Origin of the sequence: Amycolatopsis sp. NPDC051071 (genome assembly GCF_040682875.1) — a bacterium.
Taxonomy (GTDB): Bacteria; Actinomycetota; Actinomycetes; order Mycobacteriales; family Pseudonocardiaceae; genus Amycolatopsis.
In genome coordinates, this window is record NZ_JBFBBY010000159.1 from 1 (window position 1) to 16,254 (window position 16,254).

General features: G+C 68.2%; 12 protein-coding genes and 2 pseudogenes. 4 read left to right on the forward strand and 10 right to left on the reverse strand.

From position 1 onward, the window contains the following. Window positions 1-117: 117 nt before the first annotated feature. From AB0M65_RS33600 to AB0M65_RS33615, 4 genes are all read right to left on the reverse strand, one after another. Window positions 118-1,845, reverse strand: a complete 1,728-nt coding sequence (locus tag AB0M65_RS33600; RefSeq protein WP_364036914.1) for an LpqB family beta-propeller domain-containing protein — start codon at window positions 1,843-1,845, stop codon at window positions 118-120. Further along, window positions 1,842-3,560 carry an MtrAB system histidine kinase MtrB gene (gene mtrB, locus AB0M65_RS33605; RefSeq protein WP_364036917.1) on the reverse strand — a complete coding sequence of 573 codons (1,719 nt, stop codon included), beginning with the start codon at window positions 3,558-3,560 and terminating at the stop codon, window positions 1,842-1,844. Before mtrB ends, AB0M65_RS33600 begins: the two co-directional genes overlap by 4 nt. Before the next feature lie 7 nt (window positions 3,561-3,567). Beyond that, on the reverse strand, window positions 3,568-4,245 hold the full coding sequence (gene mtrA / locus AB0M65_RS33610; protein WP_005150760.1) for an MtrAB system response regulator MtrA: 678 nt from the start codon (window positions 4,243-4,245) through the stop codon (window positions 3,568-3,570). A 111-nt stretch (window positions 4,246-4,356) separates the two neighbouring features. Then, a complete protein-coding gene (locus AB0M65_RS33615; protein ID WP_364036920.1) occupies window positions 4,357-4,854 on the reverse strand; it encodes an oxidoreductase C-terminal domain-containing protein in 498 nt (165 codons plus the stop codon). A 10-nt stretch (window positions 4,855-4,864) separates the two neighbouring features. On the opposite strand from AB0M65_RS33615, the pseudogene solA reads away from it, so the two are divergent. Both solA and AB0M65_RS33625 read left to right on the forward strand, forming a co-directional pair. Beyond that, window positions 4,865-5,624, forward strand: a pseudogene (solA, locus tag AB0M65_RS33620) (N-methyl-L-tryptophan oxidase); the annotation flags it as partial. Continuing rightward, a pseudogene (locus AB0M65_RS33625) lies at window positions 5,621-5,779 on the forward strand (aromatic ring-hydroxylating dioxygenase subunit alpha); the annotation flags it as partial. The pseudogenes solA and AB0M65_RS33625, both read left to right, overlap by 4 nt. Window positions 5,780-5,857: 78 nt before the next feature. Here AB0M65_RS33625 and AB0M65_RS33630 read toward each other — a convergent pair. From AB0M65_RS33630 to AB0M65_RS33640, 3 genes are all read right to left on the reverse strand, one after another. Next, window positions 5,858-6,502: a dTMP kinase gene (locus tag AB0M65_RS33630; protein ID WP_364036923.1), complete on the reverse strand. Its 645-nt coding sequence runs from the start codon at window positions 6,500-6,502 to the stop codon at window positions 5,858-5,860. 118 nt (window positions 6,503-6,620) lie between these two features. Next, window positions 6,621-7,388 carry a hypothetical protein gene (locus tag AB0M65_RS33635; RefSeq protein ID WP_364036926.1) on the reverse strand — a complete coding sequence of 256 codons (768 nt, stop codon included), beginning with the start codon at window positions 7,386-7,388 and terminating at the stop codon, window positions 6,621-6,623. Further along, window positions 7,385-7,981 carry a papain-like cysteine protease family protein gene (locus AB0M65_RS33640; RefSeq protein WP_364036929.1) on the reverse strand — a complete coding sequence of 199 codons (597 nt, stop codon included), beginning with the start codon at window positions 7,979-7,981 and terminating at the stop codon, window positions 7,385-7,387. The genes AB0M65_RS33635 and AB0M65_RS33640 overlap by 4 nt, the downstream gene beginning before the upstream one ends. A gap of 223 nt (window positions 7,982-8,204) precedes the next feature. Between AB0M65_RS33640 and AB0M65_RS33645 the strand changes: the two genes are divergently transcribed. Continuing rightward, on the forward strand, window positions 8,205-9,200 hold the full coding sequence (locus tag AB0M65_RS33645) for a hypothetical protein (protein WP_364036932.1): 996 nt from the start codon (window positions 8,205-8,207) through the stop codon (window positions 9,198-9,200). Window positions 9,201-9,420: 220 nt separating this feature from the next. On the opposite strand, the gene ahcY is transcribed toward AB0M65_RS33645, so the two are convergent. Then, window positions 9,421-10,902, reverse strand: a complete 1,482-nt coding sequence (ahcY, locus tag AB0M65_RS33650) for an adenosylhomocysteinase (RefSeq protein WP_364036935.1) — start codon at window positions 10,900-10,902, stop codon at window positions 9,421-9,423. Between the two features lie 91 nt (window positions 10,903-10,993). On the opposite strand from ahcY, the gene AB0M65_RS33655 reads away from it, so the two are divergent. Then, window positions 10,994-13,288, forward strand: coding sequence for a hypothetical protein (locus tag AB0M65_RS33655; RefSeq protein WP_364036938.1), 2,295 nt, complete (start codon window positions 10,994-10,996; stop codon window positions 13,286-13,288). Window positions 13,289-13,332: 44 nt separating this feature from the next. Here the strand turns inward: AB0M65_RS33655 and AB0M65_RS33660 are convergent, their stop codons facing one another. Continuing rightward, window positions 13,333-14,022, reverse strand: coding sequence for an LPXTG cell wall anchor domain-containing protein (locus AB0M65_RS33660; RefSeq protein ID WP_364036941.1), 690 nt, complete (start codon window positions 14,020-14,022; stop codon window positions 13,333-13,335). A 223-nt stretch (window positions 14,023-14,245) separates the two neighbouring features. Further along, on the reverse strand, window positions 14,246-15,766 hold the full coding sequence (locus tag AB0M65_RS33665) for an amino acid permease (RefSeq protein ID WP_364036944.1): 1,521 nt from the start codon (window positions 15,764-15,766) through the stop codon (window positions 14,246-14,248). Between the last annotated feature and the right edge of the window lie 488 nt (window positions 15,767-16,254).

The following is a 16,254-nucleotide window of genomic DNA, read 5'->3' on the forward strand; positions in this document are numbered from 1 at the left end:
GGAAAACTAGCGATACTAAAGGTCCCTTGCTACCCCGGCCAAGTACGTGAAGGCCCCCTTCCTGTACCTAGGCGCAAGGAAGGGGGCCTTCATGTACTTGGGCCAGAGAGCACAGCCTCAGCCAGGGTAGAAGGGATCCGCGTCGGTGACGGTGTGCGCTTGCGGCCGCCAGACCTCGCCCAGTTCCAAGGCGACCCACAGCCCACCGGCGTCGGCGACCAGGTTCTGCCTGCTCGGCGCCGCGGTGACGCCGTGTACCGGCGGCGTCAGGTTCGAGCTGTTGAAGGTGTCCATCCGCTGCCCGTCCAGCGGCACCTTGACCACCGGCAGCGTGCTCGACGACGTCGCGACGATCAGGTGGTCCTGCGTCGCCCAGTCGACGTCGACGACATCCTTGAGGTCGCGTTCCTGCAGTTTCCGCGGCGATCGCAGCACCACCGAGTCCGCGGTCCGGACGATCGAGGCGATCACCAGCTGGCCGTTGACCACCGCCGCGAGCCGCGAGCCGTCCCGCGAAAGCCGCAGTTCGGTGACCTGGCCGAGTCCGGTGAGCGCGGTCGCGTCGACGCCGGCCTTCACCCAGCGTCCGTCCCCGGCCAGCGCGACCCTGGCGACCGTGTTGTGGTCGACGACGGTCCACACCTCGCCCGATATCCCGCCGCCGGGCGCGACCGGCCGCCAGGTCGGGCGGCTCAGGCTGCCGCCGAACAAGTCCACCGAACCGAGGTCACGGCCGAGGTCGCCGACTCGCAGCCACTGCCTGCCATCGCGTTCTTCGACCACCGCGAGCCGTTTCCCGTCGACGGACTGGGCGGCGCTGATCACCTTGTATCCACCGTTGCCTGCCGGTCCCCCGACCGGCTGACCGTCGCCGAGCGACCGTACCCGCCCGTTCACGGTCATCAGGCCGAGCAGTTCGGAACTCGGCGCGACGCCGACGTTGTACGCGGGCAGTTCGCTGGAGCGCCAGTATTCGCGTCCCGGCACCAGTTCAGTGCCGTCGGCCAGCAGCCGGATCCGGCTCAGCGTCACCGTCTGCAGCGACAGGACGATTTGCGCGGCGATGAGGTTCCGGTCCGCGAGGCTGGCCCCGCCGACCCCGGTCAAGGCGACGTTCAACGTCCCGTCGTCGGTGCTGCGCACGTTGGTCTCGGTGGTGACCTGGTCGCCGAGCAGATCCCGGACCGCGCCCTTCAACCCCTCCGACGGCCCCTGCAGCACCAGGTCCATCACCCGGCCCGGCAACCCGGCCTGCGGTTTCGCCGCGACATACCGGAGGTCGGGCACGAAGGCACCGGACTCGGGCGAGTAGAAGCTGATCGGGACCCGGAAGTAGTTGACCGCGAAGTCTTCGTCGGTGACGGCGAGCTCCTGCGGCGGGTTCACGATCCGCCACTGGCCGTTCGGCTGCTTCCGCATCCTGAACTGCTGGGAGTACTCGTCCTTCTGGGGGATGAACGCGCTGTCCGGGCTCAGCATGCCGAGTTTGAACCCGCGGACGTTCACCACCTGCTCGTTCGGATCCGTCTGCGGCGTCGACGTGTCGTAAACGGTGCCGAAGGTGTCGTCGATGACCGTCAGGCCCGGTGACGGCTTCCAGTTTCGCCGGGCTTCGTCGTCCAGGTAGACCCGGGCGTCGGCGTTCGCCGTCCCGGGGACCGCGGAGGCGCGCACGAACTGACGCGCGACGGTCAGCGAGTCGATGCCGGCCGCCGGTTCGGGCACGTCCACCGGCGCCTGCGGGGGTTTGTCCCCTGGCACGGCGGCGGGCTGCGATTCGAGCGGGATGTTCGCGCAGCCCGCGACCAGCAGGAACACCGCCAACAGGGTCAGCAGCCGCTTCACCGGCCGACCTCCTCGGACTCGGCGAGGATGGCATCGGGCGCGGGCCGGACTTCGAGGAACCCGGACGACGAACCGTGCGGATCGCTCGCCTTGTGCTCGGGTGGCGGGAGGACCAGCGGGCTCTCCCCCATCGGCGTGTCCTGGTGCCGCGGCAGCGCGAGCCGGAAACAGGCGCCGTGGCCGGTCTCGCCCCACGCGTCGAGGACGCCGCCGTGCAGCCGCGCGTCCTCCTGGCTGATCGCGAGGCCGAGCCCGGTGCCGCCGGTCCGCCGGTTGCGGGACGGGTCGGCGCGCCAGAACCGGTTGAACACCAGTTCCGCCTCACCGGGCTGAAGCCCGACCCCGTTGTCACGCACCGTGATGGCGACCGTGGTCTCGTTGACCGCCAGTGTCAGCACCACCGGCTTCCCTTCGCTGTGGTCGACCGCGTTGGCCAGCAGGTTGCGCAGGATCCGCTCGACGCGGCGCGCGTCGATCTCGGCGACGGCCTCCTCGTCCGGCAGCACCAGCTCGACCGAGCTGCCCGCGTTGCCTGCGATCACCCGGACTTGTTCGACGGCCCTGGTCGCGATCGGCCGGACGTCGATCAGCTCGGCGGACAGGTCCTCGACACCGGCGTCGAGCCTGCTGATCTCCAGCAAGTCGCCGAGCAGGGCTTCGAACCGGTCGAGCTCGTCGACCAGCAGTTCCGTGGAGCGGGCGAGGCCTGCCGGGAACTGCTCGCGCGACGCGTGCAGCACGTCGGCGGCCATCCGGACGGTGGTCAGCGGGGTACGCAGTTCGTGTGAGACGTCGGAGGTGAACCGTCTCTGCAACCCGCCGAAGTCCTCCAGCTGGCGGATCTGCCGCTGGATACTCGCGGCCATCTCGTTGTAGGACACGGCGAGTTTGGCCAGATCGTCCTCACCGAGCACGGCGAGCCGCTGGTCGAGCTCGCCGCCCGCGAACTGTTCCGCCGCCGCGGCCGCCTGCCGGACCGGCCGCACCACCTGGCGGGTGACCAGGTTCGTGATCCCGGCCAGCAGCAAAAGCAGGACGAGACCGCCGACGAGCAAGGTGTTCTGCACGGTCGAGACGGTGTTCTGCTCGCTGGTGAGCGGATACAGCAGGTACAGCTGGAGCGGGTTGATCATCGTGGTCGCCGGGGTGCCGACGATCAGGTACGTCGTCTTACTGCCGTCCGGTTCGGTGACCGTATGTATCAGGTGGCTGACCTGTTGGGACTCCACGAACTGGCGCAGCCGCACCGGCACCTTGTCATAGGGACCGGCGGACACCGGTTCGCTCGCCTGGTCGCGGCCGCCGGCGGCCAGCACCGGCTCGAAGGTTCCCGCTGCCGATCCGGCGCCGTCCTTCGACGTGGTCGTGCTGGAGATCTTCTTCAGCGCGTTGGTGAACCGCTTCTGCATCGCCTCGGGCGTTTCCGCGCCGACGCCGACGAGTTCGCCCGCCGCGGTCTCGACGACCGCCCTTGTCTGCGCGATCGCCGCGTTCTGCTTGGTTTCGAGCAGCCGTTCGGTGATCTGGTTCTGCAGCACCATGCCCAGTACGAACACCACCGCTGACGACAGCGCGAGCGTCGACACGGTAACGCGGAACTGCAGTGAATGCCGCCACAGCTCGTTGAACGAGACGATCTTGTGGCGCACGAAAACCACGACACGCCGGATTTGGCGTGCCGTGGCTCGGGCGAACGAAAGCAAGCGTCCTCTCATGGGGTGATCACGGCGGGCCGGCCTTGTAGCCGACACCGCGAACGGTCAACACCACCTCGGGGTGTTCCGGGTCCTTCTCGACCTTCGACCGCAGACGCTGGACGTGCACGTTCACCAGGCGCGTGTCGGCGGCGTGGCGGTAACCCCACACCTGCTCGAGCAGTACCTCGCGGGTGAACACCTGGCGCGGTTTGCGGGCGAGCGCGACCAGCAGGTCGAACTCCAGCGGGGTCAGCGGGATGGCCTTGCCCTCCCGCGTCACCTCGTGGCCGGGGACGTCGATCGCCAGGTCGCCGATCGTCAGCGACTCGGCGGGCTCGGCCTCGGTGCGGCGCATCCTGGCACGGACGCGGGCGACGAGTTCCTTCGGCTTGAACGGCTTGACCACATAGTCGTCCGCACCCGACTCGAGCCCGAGGACTATGTCGACGGTGTCGCTCTTGGCGGTGAGCATCACGATCGGCACCCCCGACTCGGCGCGGATCGCCTTGCAGACGTCGATGCCGTTCATGCCGGGCAGCATGAGGTCGAGGAGGACCAAATCCGGTTTCAGTTCACGCAGTGCGGGCAGCGCCCGTGAGCCGTCGGCCACGACGGCTGTGTCGAACCCCTCCCCACGCAGCACGATGGTGAGCATCTCCGCGAGAGCAGGGTCGTCATCGACGACCAGAACGCGTGCCTTCATAAACCTATGTTCGCACTAGTTTCTTCGCGCGGGCGCGCGACCCGGCGATGTGACCACCAGAAAGATCATCGAATCGGGCAAATTGCTCCATCCGAGTAGAGCCTTCCGCCCCTAGAGGAAGCGCCGGAGCCTGGTGAAGGGGCGCGGGGAGTCGATCGCGAACACCCCGGTCAGAGCGTCATCGCAGTGGTAAGCCGCGACGAAACCCTTCGCGGCGACGTCACCTTCGACGTTCCGCACGTCTTCTGTGGCCACTCCGGCGAACTGGATCCGATGTCCGTACTGATCGGACCAAAAGTAACCGTGTCGGGCGAAATGCGTGACGGTCGCGCCGGCGAGCAGGCTCGTGACCGCGACGCCCGCTTGTTCGTTCGCGGCCGTCCAATGTTCGGCGCGGACCCGTCTGCCACGCAGACGGCAGCGGTACCGCGCGACGTCACCCACCGCGATCACTCGGGGATTCACTGTGACACAGCCGGAATCGACAAGGACCCCGTCGTCGACGGCGAGCCCGGATCCGCGATCAGTACCGGAGAAGCCCTCGACGGTGACGCCGACGATCAACCGGACGTCGCTTTCAGCGTGCAGCTCCCCGCACACCGCGCCCATCTCCGCGCCGATGAACCCGGCCGACCACGAAATCGCACTGTACGAGGAGAACGCCGGGTTCGTGACGCCGGAAGGCAGCGTGGCGGCGCGTTTGCATCTCGCTGCACGAGCCGGGGCGGACCTGCGTTACGAAGAGAAAGTCCTTTCCTGGCAACAGGCTTTCCGATGTGCGGGTCGGGACATCGCAGAACTTCTACACGGCAGGACAACTGGTGATCTGCCCTGGCGCCTGGGCACCGCGGCTGCTCACCGAACTTGGCGTCGGCTTCACCATCGAACGCCAGGTCCAGTACTGGTTCGCGCCGTCGGGCGGGGCGGCGCCGTTCCGCGCCGAACGGCATCCGATCTATGTCTGGGAGGGCGAGAACGGCCGCCAGTTCTACGGTTTCCCCTCGCACGACGACGCCGAGAGCGTGAAGGTCGCGTTCTTCCGCGGTGGCGAGACGTGCACACCGGAGACCATCGACCGGACGGTGCGCGATGAAGAGGTCGCCGGAATGGCGGAGTTCGCCGGCCGGAAGATGCCTTCGTTGCCCGGTGCGTTCCTGCGCGCGGCCACCTGTATGTATACGAACACCCCCGACGAGCATTTCGTCATCGCCCGCCATCCGGCACACGAACACGTCGTCGTCGCGTGTGGTTTCTCCGGGCACGGCTTCAAATTCGTCCCGGTCGCCGGCGAGGTGGTCGCCGATCTGGTGGCCGACGGCACCACGCGGCATCCGATCGCCCTGTTCGATCCCGCCCGGTTCGCTGGAGTCCGGAGATGACGAGTCTCATCCCGACATTGGGCGGCGGCTACTACACCGATCCCGTGATCTTCGCGGCCGAGCAGGAAAAGATCTTCGAACGCCTGTGGTTCTGCGCGGTCAGAGCGGCGGATCTGCCGTCGGCGGGTGACTTCCAGACTATCCACATAGGACGGGGGTTCCACGACTGGCTACTCGCGCGTTTAGTCCTCTAGTTGCGGTCCTTGGCGCGTGCAAGTACCGCAACTAGAGGACTAAACGCGAAGGAGGGCGCTTGCGAGGGTGGGGGCATCGACACCGGCGACGCCGTCGAGAACGTGCCAAGGAGCGAGCCAGCCGGACGCCGCGAGTTCGTCATAGACCACGGAGCACCGCTTCTGGAGCGCGTCGTCGGTCTCGAAGGAGTCCCGGGTGCGGCCGGCGTCGGCCTCCGCGCGGCGCTGGGCACGTTCGGCGGCGACGTCGGCGGTGACCCGCAGCAGCAGATGCGCGGCGGGCACCGGAAGGCCGAACCGGTCGATCTCCAGGTCCCGGAGCCACCGCACGAACTCGCCGTCGGCACCCTGATGCAGCCTGGCGGCGCCGTACGCCGCGTTCGACGCGACGTACCGATCGAGGAGGACGACGTCGTGGCCGGCGAGGCGGGCGCGGATCTCCTCACCCGCACCACGACGGTCGAGCGCGTAGAGCATCGCCATGCCGTACACCGAGTCGGCGAGGTCGCCGTGCCCTCGATGCAGGGCTTCCTTCACGAGGTCCGCGTGCACGCTTTCGCCGTAACGCGGGAACGCGATCGACGTGACGCTCGCACCGGCGGCGTTCAGCGCACCGGTCAGCGCGTCGGCGAGGGTGCGTTTGCCCGCGCCGTCCAGACCTTCGATCACTACGAGTCGTCCCACGGGCCCAGAATATGACCAGCGCCGCGAAGCGCTCGTCGAGGGCGGGGCATGGATGGACAAGGCGAGGTGGTCGACCGGCGGGCCAGACGGGTCAGCTCACGTCCGGCCCACCGGTCCGCTAGGGGATACGCCGCTTCGAGTGCAGGAAGAAGCCGGCGATACCGATGAGGAGCAAGCCGCCGAAGATCAGCAGCGGGACGAAGCCGGTGTCCTGCGCGTCGGGCGCGGGGCCGCCGTCGCCGCGGGGCATCACTTGGGCGTTGTAGCCGCCGGCCTTGCCTTCCTGGGCGTAGGGCGAGCCCGCGAGCATCGCGCCGTACCGGCCGGAAACCGTCTTCTGGTACTCCGCGAGAGTGGCCGAAGCACCGGCCGCGAAGCCGCTGGCGCCCGAGTCGAGCAGGGTCACCCGGCCGTCCCGCAGCGCGTACCAGGCGTCGACCTGAGGTTCGTGGAGCAGGCTCGCGCCGAGGGGCAGCCGCCGGGCCAAGGCGCTTTCGCGGTCACCCGACGCGATGTTGCCGACGCGCCAGGCGCCGTCGTCACCGCGGACCGACCAGACGGTCGCGGTCTGCCCGTCGGACGCCGTCACCGGGACGGCGACGTACGCGAGTTGGCCGGCGACCGCGCCGCCGCCGGCCACGAAGTCCCTCGAAAGCTCGTAAATCGGGAAAGACTGGTCCACGACACTGACCGACGGCTCTTGGTTCGAACCACCCGTTCGTGTGAAGAAGCGGCCGAGTTCGGCACGCAGCGTGGGGTCGTCGGCAGCCGCCTTCGCGGCCGCGAGATCTTCACTCGACAGCTGGTCCGCGCGTGCTCCGGGTGCCGACACCAGCAGCGCGATCGCGACCAGCCCGGCGAGCCCGAGGAACCGCCGCGCGCTCATCGCCGGATCCCGGTGAGCGTATCGGTCCAGGTGAAGGACTTGTTTTCCGCGTAGAAGTCGTAGGTCGACCAGTTGTAGCGGCTGCCGGTGGGCAGTGGATCCCCCCACGAGACCCACTTCCGGCCGGCGTCGTAGCCGTAGAGCACCTGCATGTGGCCGCCGCCCGCGGCCCAGCCGACCCGTGTCTGCACCGGTCGCCCGGAACCGGTCTGAGCCTGAACGGCCGAGTACGCGATCCTCCCCTTGACGTAGTCCCCCGGGGCCGAGAAGCCGAGCTTGCCGAAGGCGCGCCGGACGTCGCCCAGCGTCCCCGGGCGGTCCGCGCAGTCCCGGCGTCGCTCGTCGTGGGCGATCCGGCAGAATTCGTTCTGGCCGACGGTCACCCCGTGGAACGCCGCGATGGTGTTCCCGGAGGCCGCCCAGCACCACTGGGACTTTTCCTGCACCTGCATGGCGATGGGGTGCTGGTGGGCCGACGGCGGGGGCAGCGCGCTCGCCGGGGTCTGCATCGCCAGCCACGCCGCGAAACTCGCGGCGCCGGCGGCGCGAACCCTCCTCGAGAACACCGGCACGACGGGCCTCCTGGTCACCATGGCAAACCACTGTGGTCACAACGGTGAACAGCAGGCTCACACAGAGCAAGATGGGCACTCGGCGGAACGGACCGTTCCGGGGCGTTTCCACACCCCGGAACGGTCACTCTTCCGGGGTCAACCACCCCGAACGGGGGACGTAGTGTTCACAGTGCGCTGCTACCGTGAACGTTCCGCGGTGTTCACGCTCAGCGCACACACTGGTCTGGTGAAAGGACGAGCGGTGACACGAGACGGGGACACCCCGACGATCATCGACGGCACGCGCCGCCAACCGCTCGAAGCCCTGCCGAAGGAGCTGGTCGAGGCCCTTCGGAGCGGCGAATTCCACCACGCGTTACGCCAGGCGATCGCTTACCGCGGCCTCTCGCTGGCCCGGCTCCGCGCCCACCTCGGCCTCCGTGGCGTCCAAATTGGACAATCGACACTGAGCTACTGGCAACGCGGATTGCGCCAGCCGGAGGTACCCAAGGCGCTCCCGGCGGTCCGCGCGCTGGAATCGGTGCTGCAACTGCCGGCGGACGCGCTCGTCGTACTGATCGGACCGAGGACGGCGCGGGCACGCGGGCACCAGATGGCCGCTTCGTTCCACGACATCCGCTCCGGCGACATGGGTTCGGTCGTCGACCAGCTGCTGGCCGACCTCGGTGCCTACCCGTCGTCCAACCGCTACAACGCCGACCTAGAAATGCTCGCGGTGCACGACACGATCACCTTCGACGCCGAGCACCGGCAGGTCGCCCTGCACACCCGGCTGGTGTGCCGGGCGCGGCGGCACGGCCCGGACCGGTACGTCACCGTCTACAACGGCGACCCCGGCTGCGACATCCGCGACGTCGACCTGATCACTTCCGAGGGCTGCCGTGTCGGGCGGATCCGGCGCAACGCCGAGGCCGAGACGATGGCCACCGAACTGCTCTTCGACCGGAAACTCGCCGAGGGCGAGATCCACGTGTTCTGCTTCGAGGTCCGCGACGCGTCCGGCGCCGTGTCACCCGGGTACTTCCGGATGCTGCGCGACCAATGCGCGAGTTACCTGGTGCAGCTGCAATTCGCGCTCGGCGAACTCCCCGCCCGCTGCACGCGGCAGTTCCGGACCCGCGACGACGCCCTGCCCGTCGAGTCCGAAGAGCTGCCGTGCGACATGGGCGGCGTGACAAGCGGCTACTTCAACGACGCCGGGCCAGGGCTGGCAGGCATCGAGGTCGAATGGCGCTGAGGCCACGCCTCGCGACCTCAGCAACACCACCAGCCACGACGACGGCGCGTGAAGGTCCCCTTCCCTCGGCTGAGCCGAGGGAAGGGGGCCTTCACACCTTCCTGTACTGGGGGGCCAGACGGCCAGGCGGGGCAGGGCGGCGCCGGAACGCGGGGGGCGAGTTGTCGTGAGTGATTTGGGTCGTTAGAACGACCCAAATCACTCACGAGCCGGTCAGCGCTCAGTACCGGTAGTGGTCCGTCTTGAAGGGGCCTTCGACGTCCACGTCGATGTACTCCGCCTGGTCCTTGGTCAGCTTTGTGAGCTCACCGCCGAGCGCGTCGAGGTGGATCCTCGCGACCTTCTCGTCGAGCTTCTTCGGGAGGCGGAAGACCTCGTTGTCGTACTCCTCGTGCTTGGTGAACAGCTCGATCTGCGCGATCACCTGGTTGGAGAAGCTGTTCGACATCACGAACGACGGGTGCCCGGTCGCGTTGCCCAGGTTCAGCAGGCGGCCCTCGGAGAGCACGAGAATGCTCTTGCCATCAGGAAACACCCACTCGTCGACCTGCGGTTTGATGTTGATCCGCCGGATGCCCGGGTACCGCGTGAGACCGGCCATGTCGAGCTCGTTGTCGAAGTGGCCGATGTTGCCGAGGATCGCCTGGTGCTTCATCCGCGCCATATGCTCGACGAGCACGACGTCCTTGTTGCCGGTGGTCGTGATGATGAGGTCGGCCTCGGCGAGGACGTTCTCCAGCTTCTTGACCTGGTAGCCGTCCATCGCCGCCTGCAGCGCGCAGATCGGGTCGATCTCGGTGACGATCACCCGCGCGCCCTGGCCACGCAGCGATTCCGCGGCGCCCTTGCCGACGTCGCCGTAGCCGCAGACGACCGCGACCTTGCCGCCGATGAGGACGTCGGTGCCGCGGTTGATGCCGTCGATCAGCGAGTGCCGGATGCCGTAGCGGTTGTCGAACTTCGACTTGGTGACCGCGTCGTTGACGTTGATCGCCGGGAACAGCAGTTCGCCGGCCGCGGCGAGCTGGTACAGCCGCAGCACGCCGGTCGTGGTCTCCTCGGTGACGCCGAGGATGCCTTCGCCGATCTTGGTCCATTTGCCGGTGTCGGCCGCGACAGAGGCACTCAGCAGCTGAAGGAACACGCGGAACTCGTCCGAGGTGTTCTCGTCCGGCGAGGGGACGACGCCCGCCTTCTCGTATTCGGTTCCCTTGTGCACCAGCATGGTGGCGTCGCCGCCGTCGTCGAGGATCATGTTGGGCCCGATATCACCACTGTCGTCCCACGTCAGCATCTTCTCGGTGCACCACCAGTACTCCTCCAGCGACTCGCCCTTCCAGGCGAACACCGGCACGCCCTTGGGCTCCTCGGTGGTCCCGTGCGGCCCGACGACGATCGCGGCGGCGGCGTGGTCCTGCGTGGAGAAGATGTTGCAGGAGGCCCAGCGCACCTCGGCACCCAGTGCGACGAGGGTTTCGATCAGCACCGCGGTCTGTACGGTCATATGCAGCGAGCCCGAGACCCGGGCTCCCCGCAGGGGATAAACCTCGGCGTACTCGCGGCGCAGCGCCATCAGGCCCGGCATCTCGTGCTCGGCGAGGCGGATCTCCTTGCGGCCGAACTCGGCGGCCTCGAGATCGGCGACGGCGAACTCGATGCCGTTGCGGGTGTCGTGCCGCTTGGCAACGCTTTCGGGGGTCATATGCGCGCTTCCTCCAAGGTTGGATGACAACGAAACAGTACCGTTGTCGGCTCAAAGCCCACTGAACGGTTTGGAGGCCTTCACCGTGGTCATGCCGGGTCCCGATACCCGCGTCGTCGAAATACGCGTACCCGGGTTAGTCGGCACGAGCGGTGAAAGCCTGCTGGATTCGACGTCGGTCGTCGACGTCGCCGGCGACGGGATCGGCAGGCTGATCCGGCCGTCGGACCGGCTGCGCCGTCCCGCTCCCGGTCCGGTGCTGCCCGCGCTCGGTCGTTCGATCCCGCGCATCCTCGAAGGCTACCTCTGGAGCGGGATGACCTCCGGGGGCGCGGCGAAGGCGACCTGGGCGCTGCTGTTCCCGTTCTCACTGGCGAACGTCGCCCATTGGATGCTGCCGCCGGTCCCGGAAGGCAAACGGTTCGCGGCGGCGCTCGGCACGGTCTGCCGCGGCCTGCTGCGGGTGGCCTCGCTGCTGCTGACGATGTTGCTGATCAGTCAGCTGGCGGTGGTCTCGCTCGACCTCTTCGCCGCGCAATGTCTCGCCCCCGGGTCGTCCTGTCTGGCGGGCGCGCCGTCGTTCCTGCGGGATTTCGCGCCGCTGCGGACGGCGATCGGAGTGGTGCCGCTGCTCGCGTTGATCTTCGTACTCGACCGCATCCCGTCGTCGGACTGGCGATCACGCACCAGGCTGCACCGCGTGCCCAGTCCGGCCCCGCTGCAACCGCAGGACATGCCGCGGACACCGGGTCTGCGCACACTGCACACCGTCGCCGCGCTGACCTGCGTCGCCCTTCCGTTGCTCGGCGGGCCGTTCAGGCTGCCGACGACGACGTTCGACGTCGTCGTGTGGATCTGCGCGCTGGTGCTCGTGCTCGCCGCGCTGGTGGCCTCCACGGTCGGCTTCTCGGCCGGGCCGGTGATCCGCGGCGGGGTGATCGCGCTGGCGGTCGCGCTGGTCGGGATCGCCGTCGTCCGCCGGACGCCGTTGCCTGCCGGGCTTCCGGGTGGCGGTCTCGGCGGAGCGGACGGGACGGTGGAGGCACTGGGCGGGGCGATGGTCGCGGTGACCGTGCTCTTCGCGCTGGCGCTCGTCCCGGCCGCGTTGCTGGGCCGTTCGACGTGGAAGCAGCTGCCGCGCCGGTTGCGGCCATGGCTCGGCGGCTGGGCCGCGGCGCCGGTCGTCGCGCTCGCCGGTCTGCTCGGCGGCGGTTTCGGCGCGGGACTCGCGGTCGCGTTGCGGGAGCTGGTCGGCGCGAGCGACCTTCGGCTGCCCGACACCTACGTCCTGGTGACCGTGCTGTGGGGTGCGGGACTCGCATTGGCCGTCCTGCTCGGGGTCCTCGGATTCGCGGTCGCTGTGCCCATGCGACGGCTGCGGCGGGGCATCCCGAAGATCGTCGAGCTGATGGAGATCGACAAGGCGCGGGAAGAGGAAGCCGCGAACGCGTGGGCCCGTGCCTCGTGGGAGCGCAAGCACCTGCACCACCTCGCGCTCGCGGTGGCGCTGTCGATGGCGGCGGGCGGCGGCGCTCTCCTGGTGCTGCGCTTTGGTTTCGGGCATCTGCCCGGCTGGTTCTCGACGCTCTCGGGGATCGGCGTGTTCGCACTCGGCGCGCTGGCGGCGGGGCTGCTGCGCGTCGTGTTCGCCGCCGCGACGACGCCCAAACGCAGCCGTCACCTCGGCGCGCTGGCCGATCTCGTGTGCTTCTGGCCGCGTGCCGCGCATCCGACCGTCCCGCCGAGCTACGCGCTCAAGGTCGTCCCGGAACTGGCGGACCGGGTCAAGGAACATCTCGCCGATCCGGGAACCCGGGTCGTGCTGTCCGGATACAACCTCGGCAGCCTGCTGACCGTGCTCGCCGCCGCGCGAGTGCTCGCGGATCTGCCGCCGGAGGACCGCGAACGTGTCGGGCTGCTGACGGCGGGTTCACCACTGCAATGGGGCTATCAGCGGGCGTTCCCCGCGATGCTGCCGCAAGCGGAACTGGCCGGCCTCTACAAGGATCTCGACGGCCGCTGGCGGTCGCTTTGCCGCGGCACGGACATCTTCGGCGGCGGCGTCACGACGTGGCGGCACCGCGTGGTGTCCGGGAAACTGCTCGGCGACGGCTACCTGACCAGTGGCGGAACGGGTCCGCTTGCCGCCGAAGCCGACGAGCAGGGTGTCCTGATACTCGGCGGCGACCACTGGCTGCCCGACCCGATGCGCGGGCCGACCGGACGGCACCGCTGGGCGCCCGGCGTCCTCAGGCATACGGATTACGTCGTCGACGCCGAATGGGACAACGCCGTCGCGATGGCCGCCGGCCTCGGCCGTCCCCGCGCGTCGAACCCTTGGGGCGAGCAAGGTTCACTGTTCGGGGACTTCCCGCAGATGCGCTGAAGGCCCCCTTCACGAGGAAGAGGGCCTTCAGCCATCAGCTAGCTTCAGTCGGTCTTGCGGCGCACACGCAGCAGGACCAGGACGCCGGCACCGGCCAGCACCAGCAGGCCACCGGCCCACAGCAGCCAGGCGTTGTCGAAACCGGTGTTCGCGAGGCCGCCGCCGTTGCCACCGCTACCGTCGACCGCGGGGGCCGGGGCGTGGGTGCTGGTCGGGGACTCCGACGGCTTCGAGGTGGCCGGGGTCGACGTCGGCGGCTTGACCGTCGAGGTCTTGGTCGGCTCGCTCGGCTTCGGCTGCTCGGTCGGCTTGCTCTTCTCGCCGCAGGCAAACCACTTGTCGATGTTCGCCTTGCTGCCGTCGAGGTTGAACGGCGCGCGCAGCTCGGTCCACGGCGGGGTGGCGGCGAGCTTGCGCTTGCCCGGCTCGTAGACGTTGTAGCCGTCGTTGCCACCGAGGACGACGATCGCGGTCACCTTGACGCCCTCGCCGAGGCCGGTGATGTTGAGCCGCTTCTCACCGACACCACCGGTGAACTTGAAGTCCGAGTCGGACAGGGCGTTGCCGCCCGCCTTGACCTGCTCGCATTTGCTGATGTTGCCGGGGATCGGCTTGGCGCGGTCGTCGTCGGAGTGACAGGCCAGCGCCGAGCCGGCGGTGCCGAGCAGGGCGGCGGTCGCCAGCGCGACGACGGTGACAGCGGAACGGACACGCCGTCCGGACATGATCTGCATTCAGAGCTCTCCTGTACCGATCGGGGGACAAACGAGCAAAGCGTGGTGCCTCTTCTGAGGGACGAAGGTCAACTCGCAGTGCTTCTACACGAGTCCCGTTCACCCGTCAGGGTGAGGCAAGAGCCCGGACGCTATCGCACACCGATTTCACACTGAAACCGGGTACCCCCATAAAACGGCCCACCATCCACAAAAGAATGGTGGGCCGCCGAAACGAGAATGATCAGTCCGATACGGACGCGGACGCCTCGCCCTTGTTCCTCTTGCCGAGCAGCGAGTTACGACGGCTGTAGGCGAAGTAGATGACGATGCCCAGTGCCATCCACGCCAGGAAGCGCAACCACGTCAGCACGGTCAGGTTCAGCATCAGCCAGATACAGGCGACGATGGCCAGGATCGGGATGAGCGGAACCCACGGAACCCGGAAAGCGCGGGGCAAATCGGGCCGGGTCCGGCGCAATACCAGTACGCCCGCGGAGACCAGGACGAAAGCGAACAACGTCCCGACGTTGACCATTTCCTCCAGTTTGTCCGCCGGGAAGAAGGTCGCCGCGACCGCGACGAGACCACCGACGACGATGGTCGCCCGCTTCGGCGTGCCGTTCTTCCCGGTCTTCGCGAGACCGCGGGGCATCAGGCCGTCACGCGACATCGCGAAGATGATCCGGATCTGGCCGAGCATCAGCACCATGACGACGGTCGTCAACCCGGCGAGGGCACCGACGGAGATGACGTTCGCCGCCCAGTCGACGCCGTTGACCGCGAACGCGGACGCGAGCGTCTTCTTCCCGCCGTCGCCTGCCGAAGTGGCGAGATCCTTGTAGTTCACCATGCCGACGACCACGAGCGAGACTGCGACGTACAGCACCGTGACGATCGCGAGCGAGCCGAAGATGCCGCGGGGCACGGCCTTCTGCGGGTTGCGGGTCTCCTCCGCGGTGGTCGCCACGATGTCGAAGCCGATGAACGCGAAGAACACCAGCGACGCCGCCGCCAGCAGACCGAAGACGCCGAACGAGCTACTGCCGCCACCCGCGATCACCGAGAACAGCGACTGGTCGACCCCGGTGGACGCCGACTCCCCGGCGGACTGGCCCTCCGGGATGAACGGGCTGTAGTTCGAACCCTTGATGTAGAAAATGCCGAGCACGATCACGAACAGCACCACCGCGACCTTGATCCCGGTGATCACCATGGAGAACCGCGAAGACAGCTTCGTGCCGACGGCGAGCAGCGTGGCCAGCACCAGCACCACGAGCAGGGCACCCCAGTCGACCGGGACGGGGCCGATCTCGAACGTCGTCTTCGTGCCCTTGCCGAAAATGTAAGAGAGCACGGTTTCGAGGTAGGCGGACCAGCCCTTCGACACCGCGGCCGCGCCGACCGCGAGTTCCAGGATGAGGTCCCAGCCGATGATCCACGCCATGAACTCGCCGAACGTGGCATACGAGAACGTGTACGCGCTCCCGGCCACCGGGACGGTCGACGCGAATTCCGCGTAACAGAGGGCCGCCAGCGCACAAGCGATGGCCGCGAACACGAACGCGAGCGAGACCGACGGCCCCGCGAAGTCACCGGCCGTACGCGCGGTGAGCGTGAAGATCCCGGCACCGATGACGACGGCGACACCGAAGACGGTCAGATCCCACGCGCTCAGGTTCCGCCTGAGCCTTGACCCCGGTTCGTCGGTGTCCGCGATGGACTGCTCGATGGATTTCGTACGCCACAGACCGTTTCCGGGCACCCTTGACCTCCTACACCTGACTGCGGTTCAAGGGACCCTATCCCTAGGCGGTAACGGCAGCGCGGTGGGAGAGCAACGAAGTACGCGGTGGTCGCGACGGTAACCGGCGATGTACGGACAGTTGCGCCGGGTGGCGGTTCCGCAGCCTTCCGCGAGGTCGGTCGCGGCTTCGCCGTGGGGTCGGTTGCGGCTCGGCCGGAGGCTTGCCGCGGCTCGGTCGCCGCTCCGCTGCGGGATCTGTCGCGGAAGTCCGCAGCTCCGCCGCAGGCTCGGTTGCGGCTCGGTCGCGGCTTCGCTGCGGGGTCGGTCGCAGGGTCGGTCGCGGAAGTCCGTGAAAGACTCCTTGCCTATCTTGAAGGTAGTAAAGGTCCTTCGCTACCTTCGGGATCGTCGCTGTGGTCGCAGGTGCATCAGCAGGCACAGTGGTCGCGCGTGAAGGACTCCTTCCCTCGGCTCAGCCGAGGGAACTCGACCTTCGCACCTTCCCG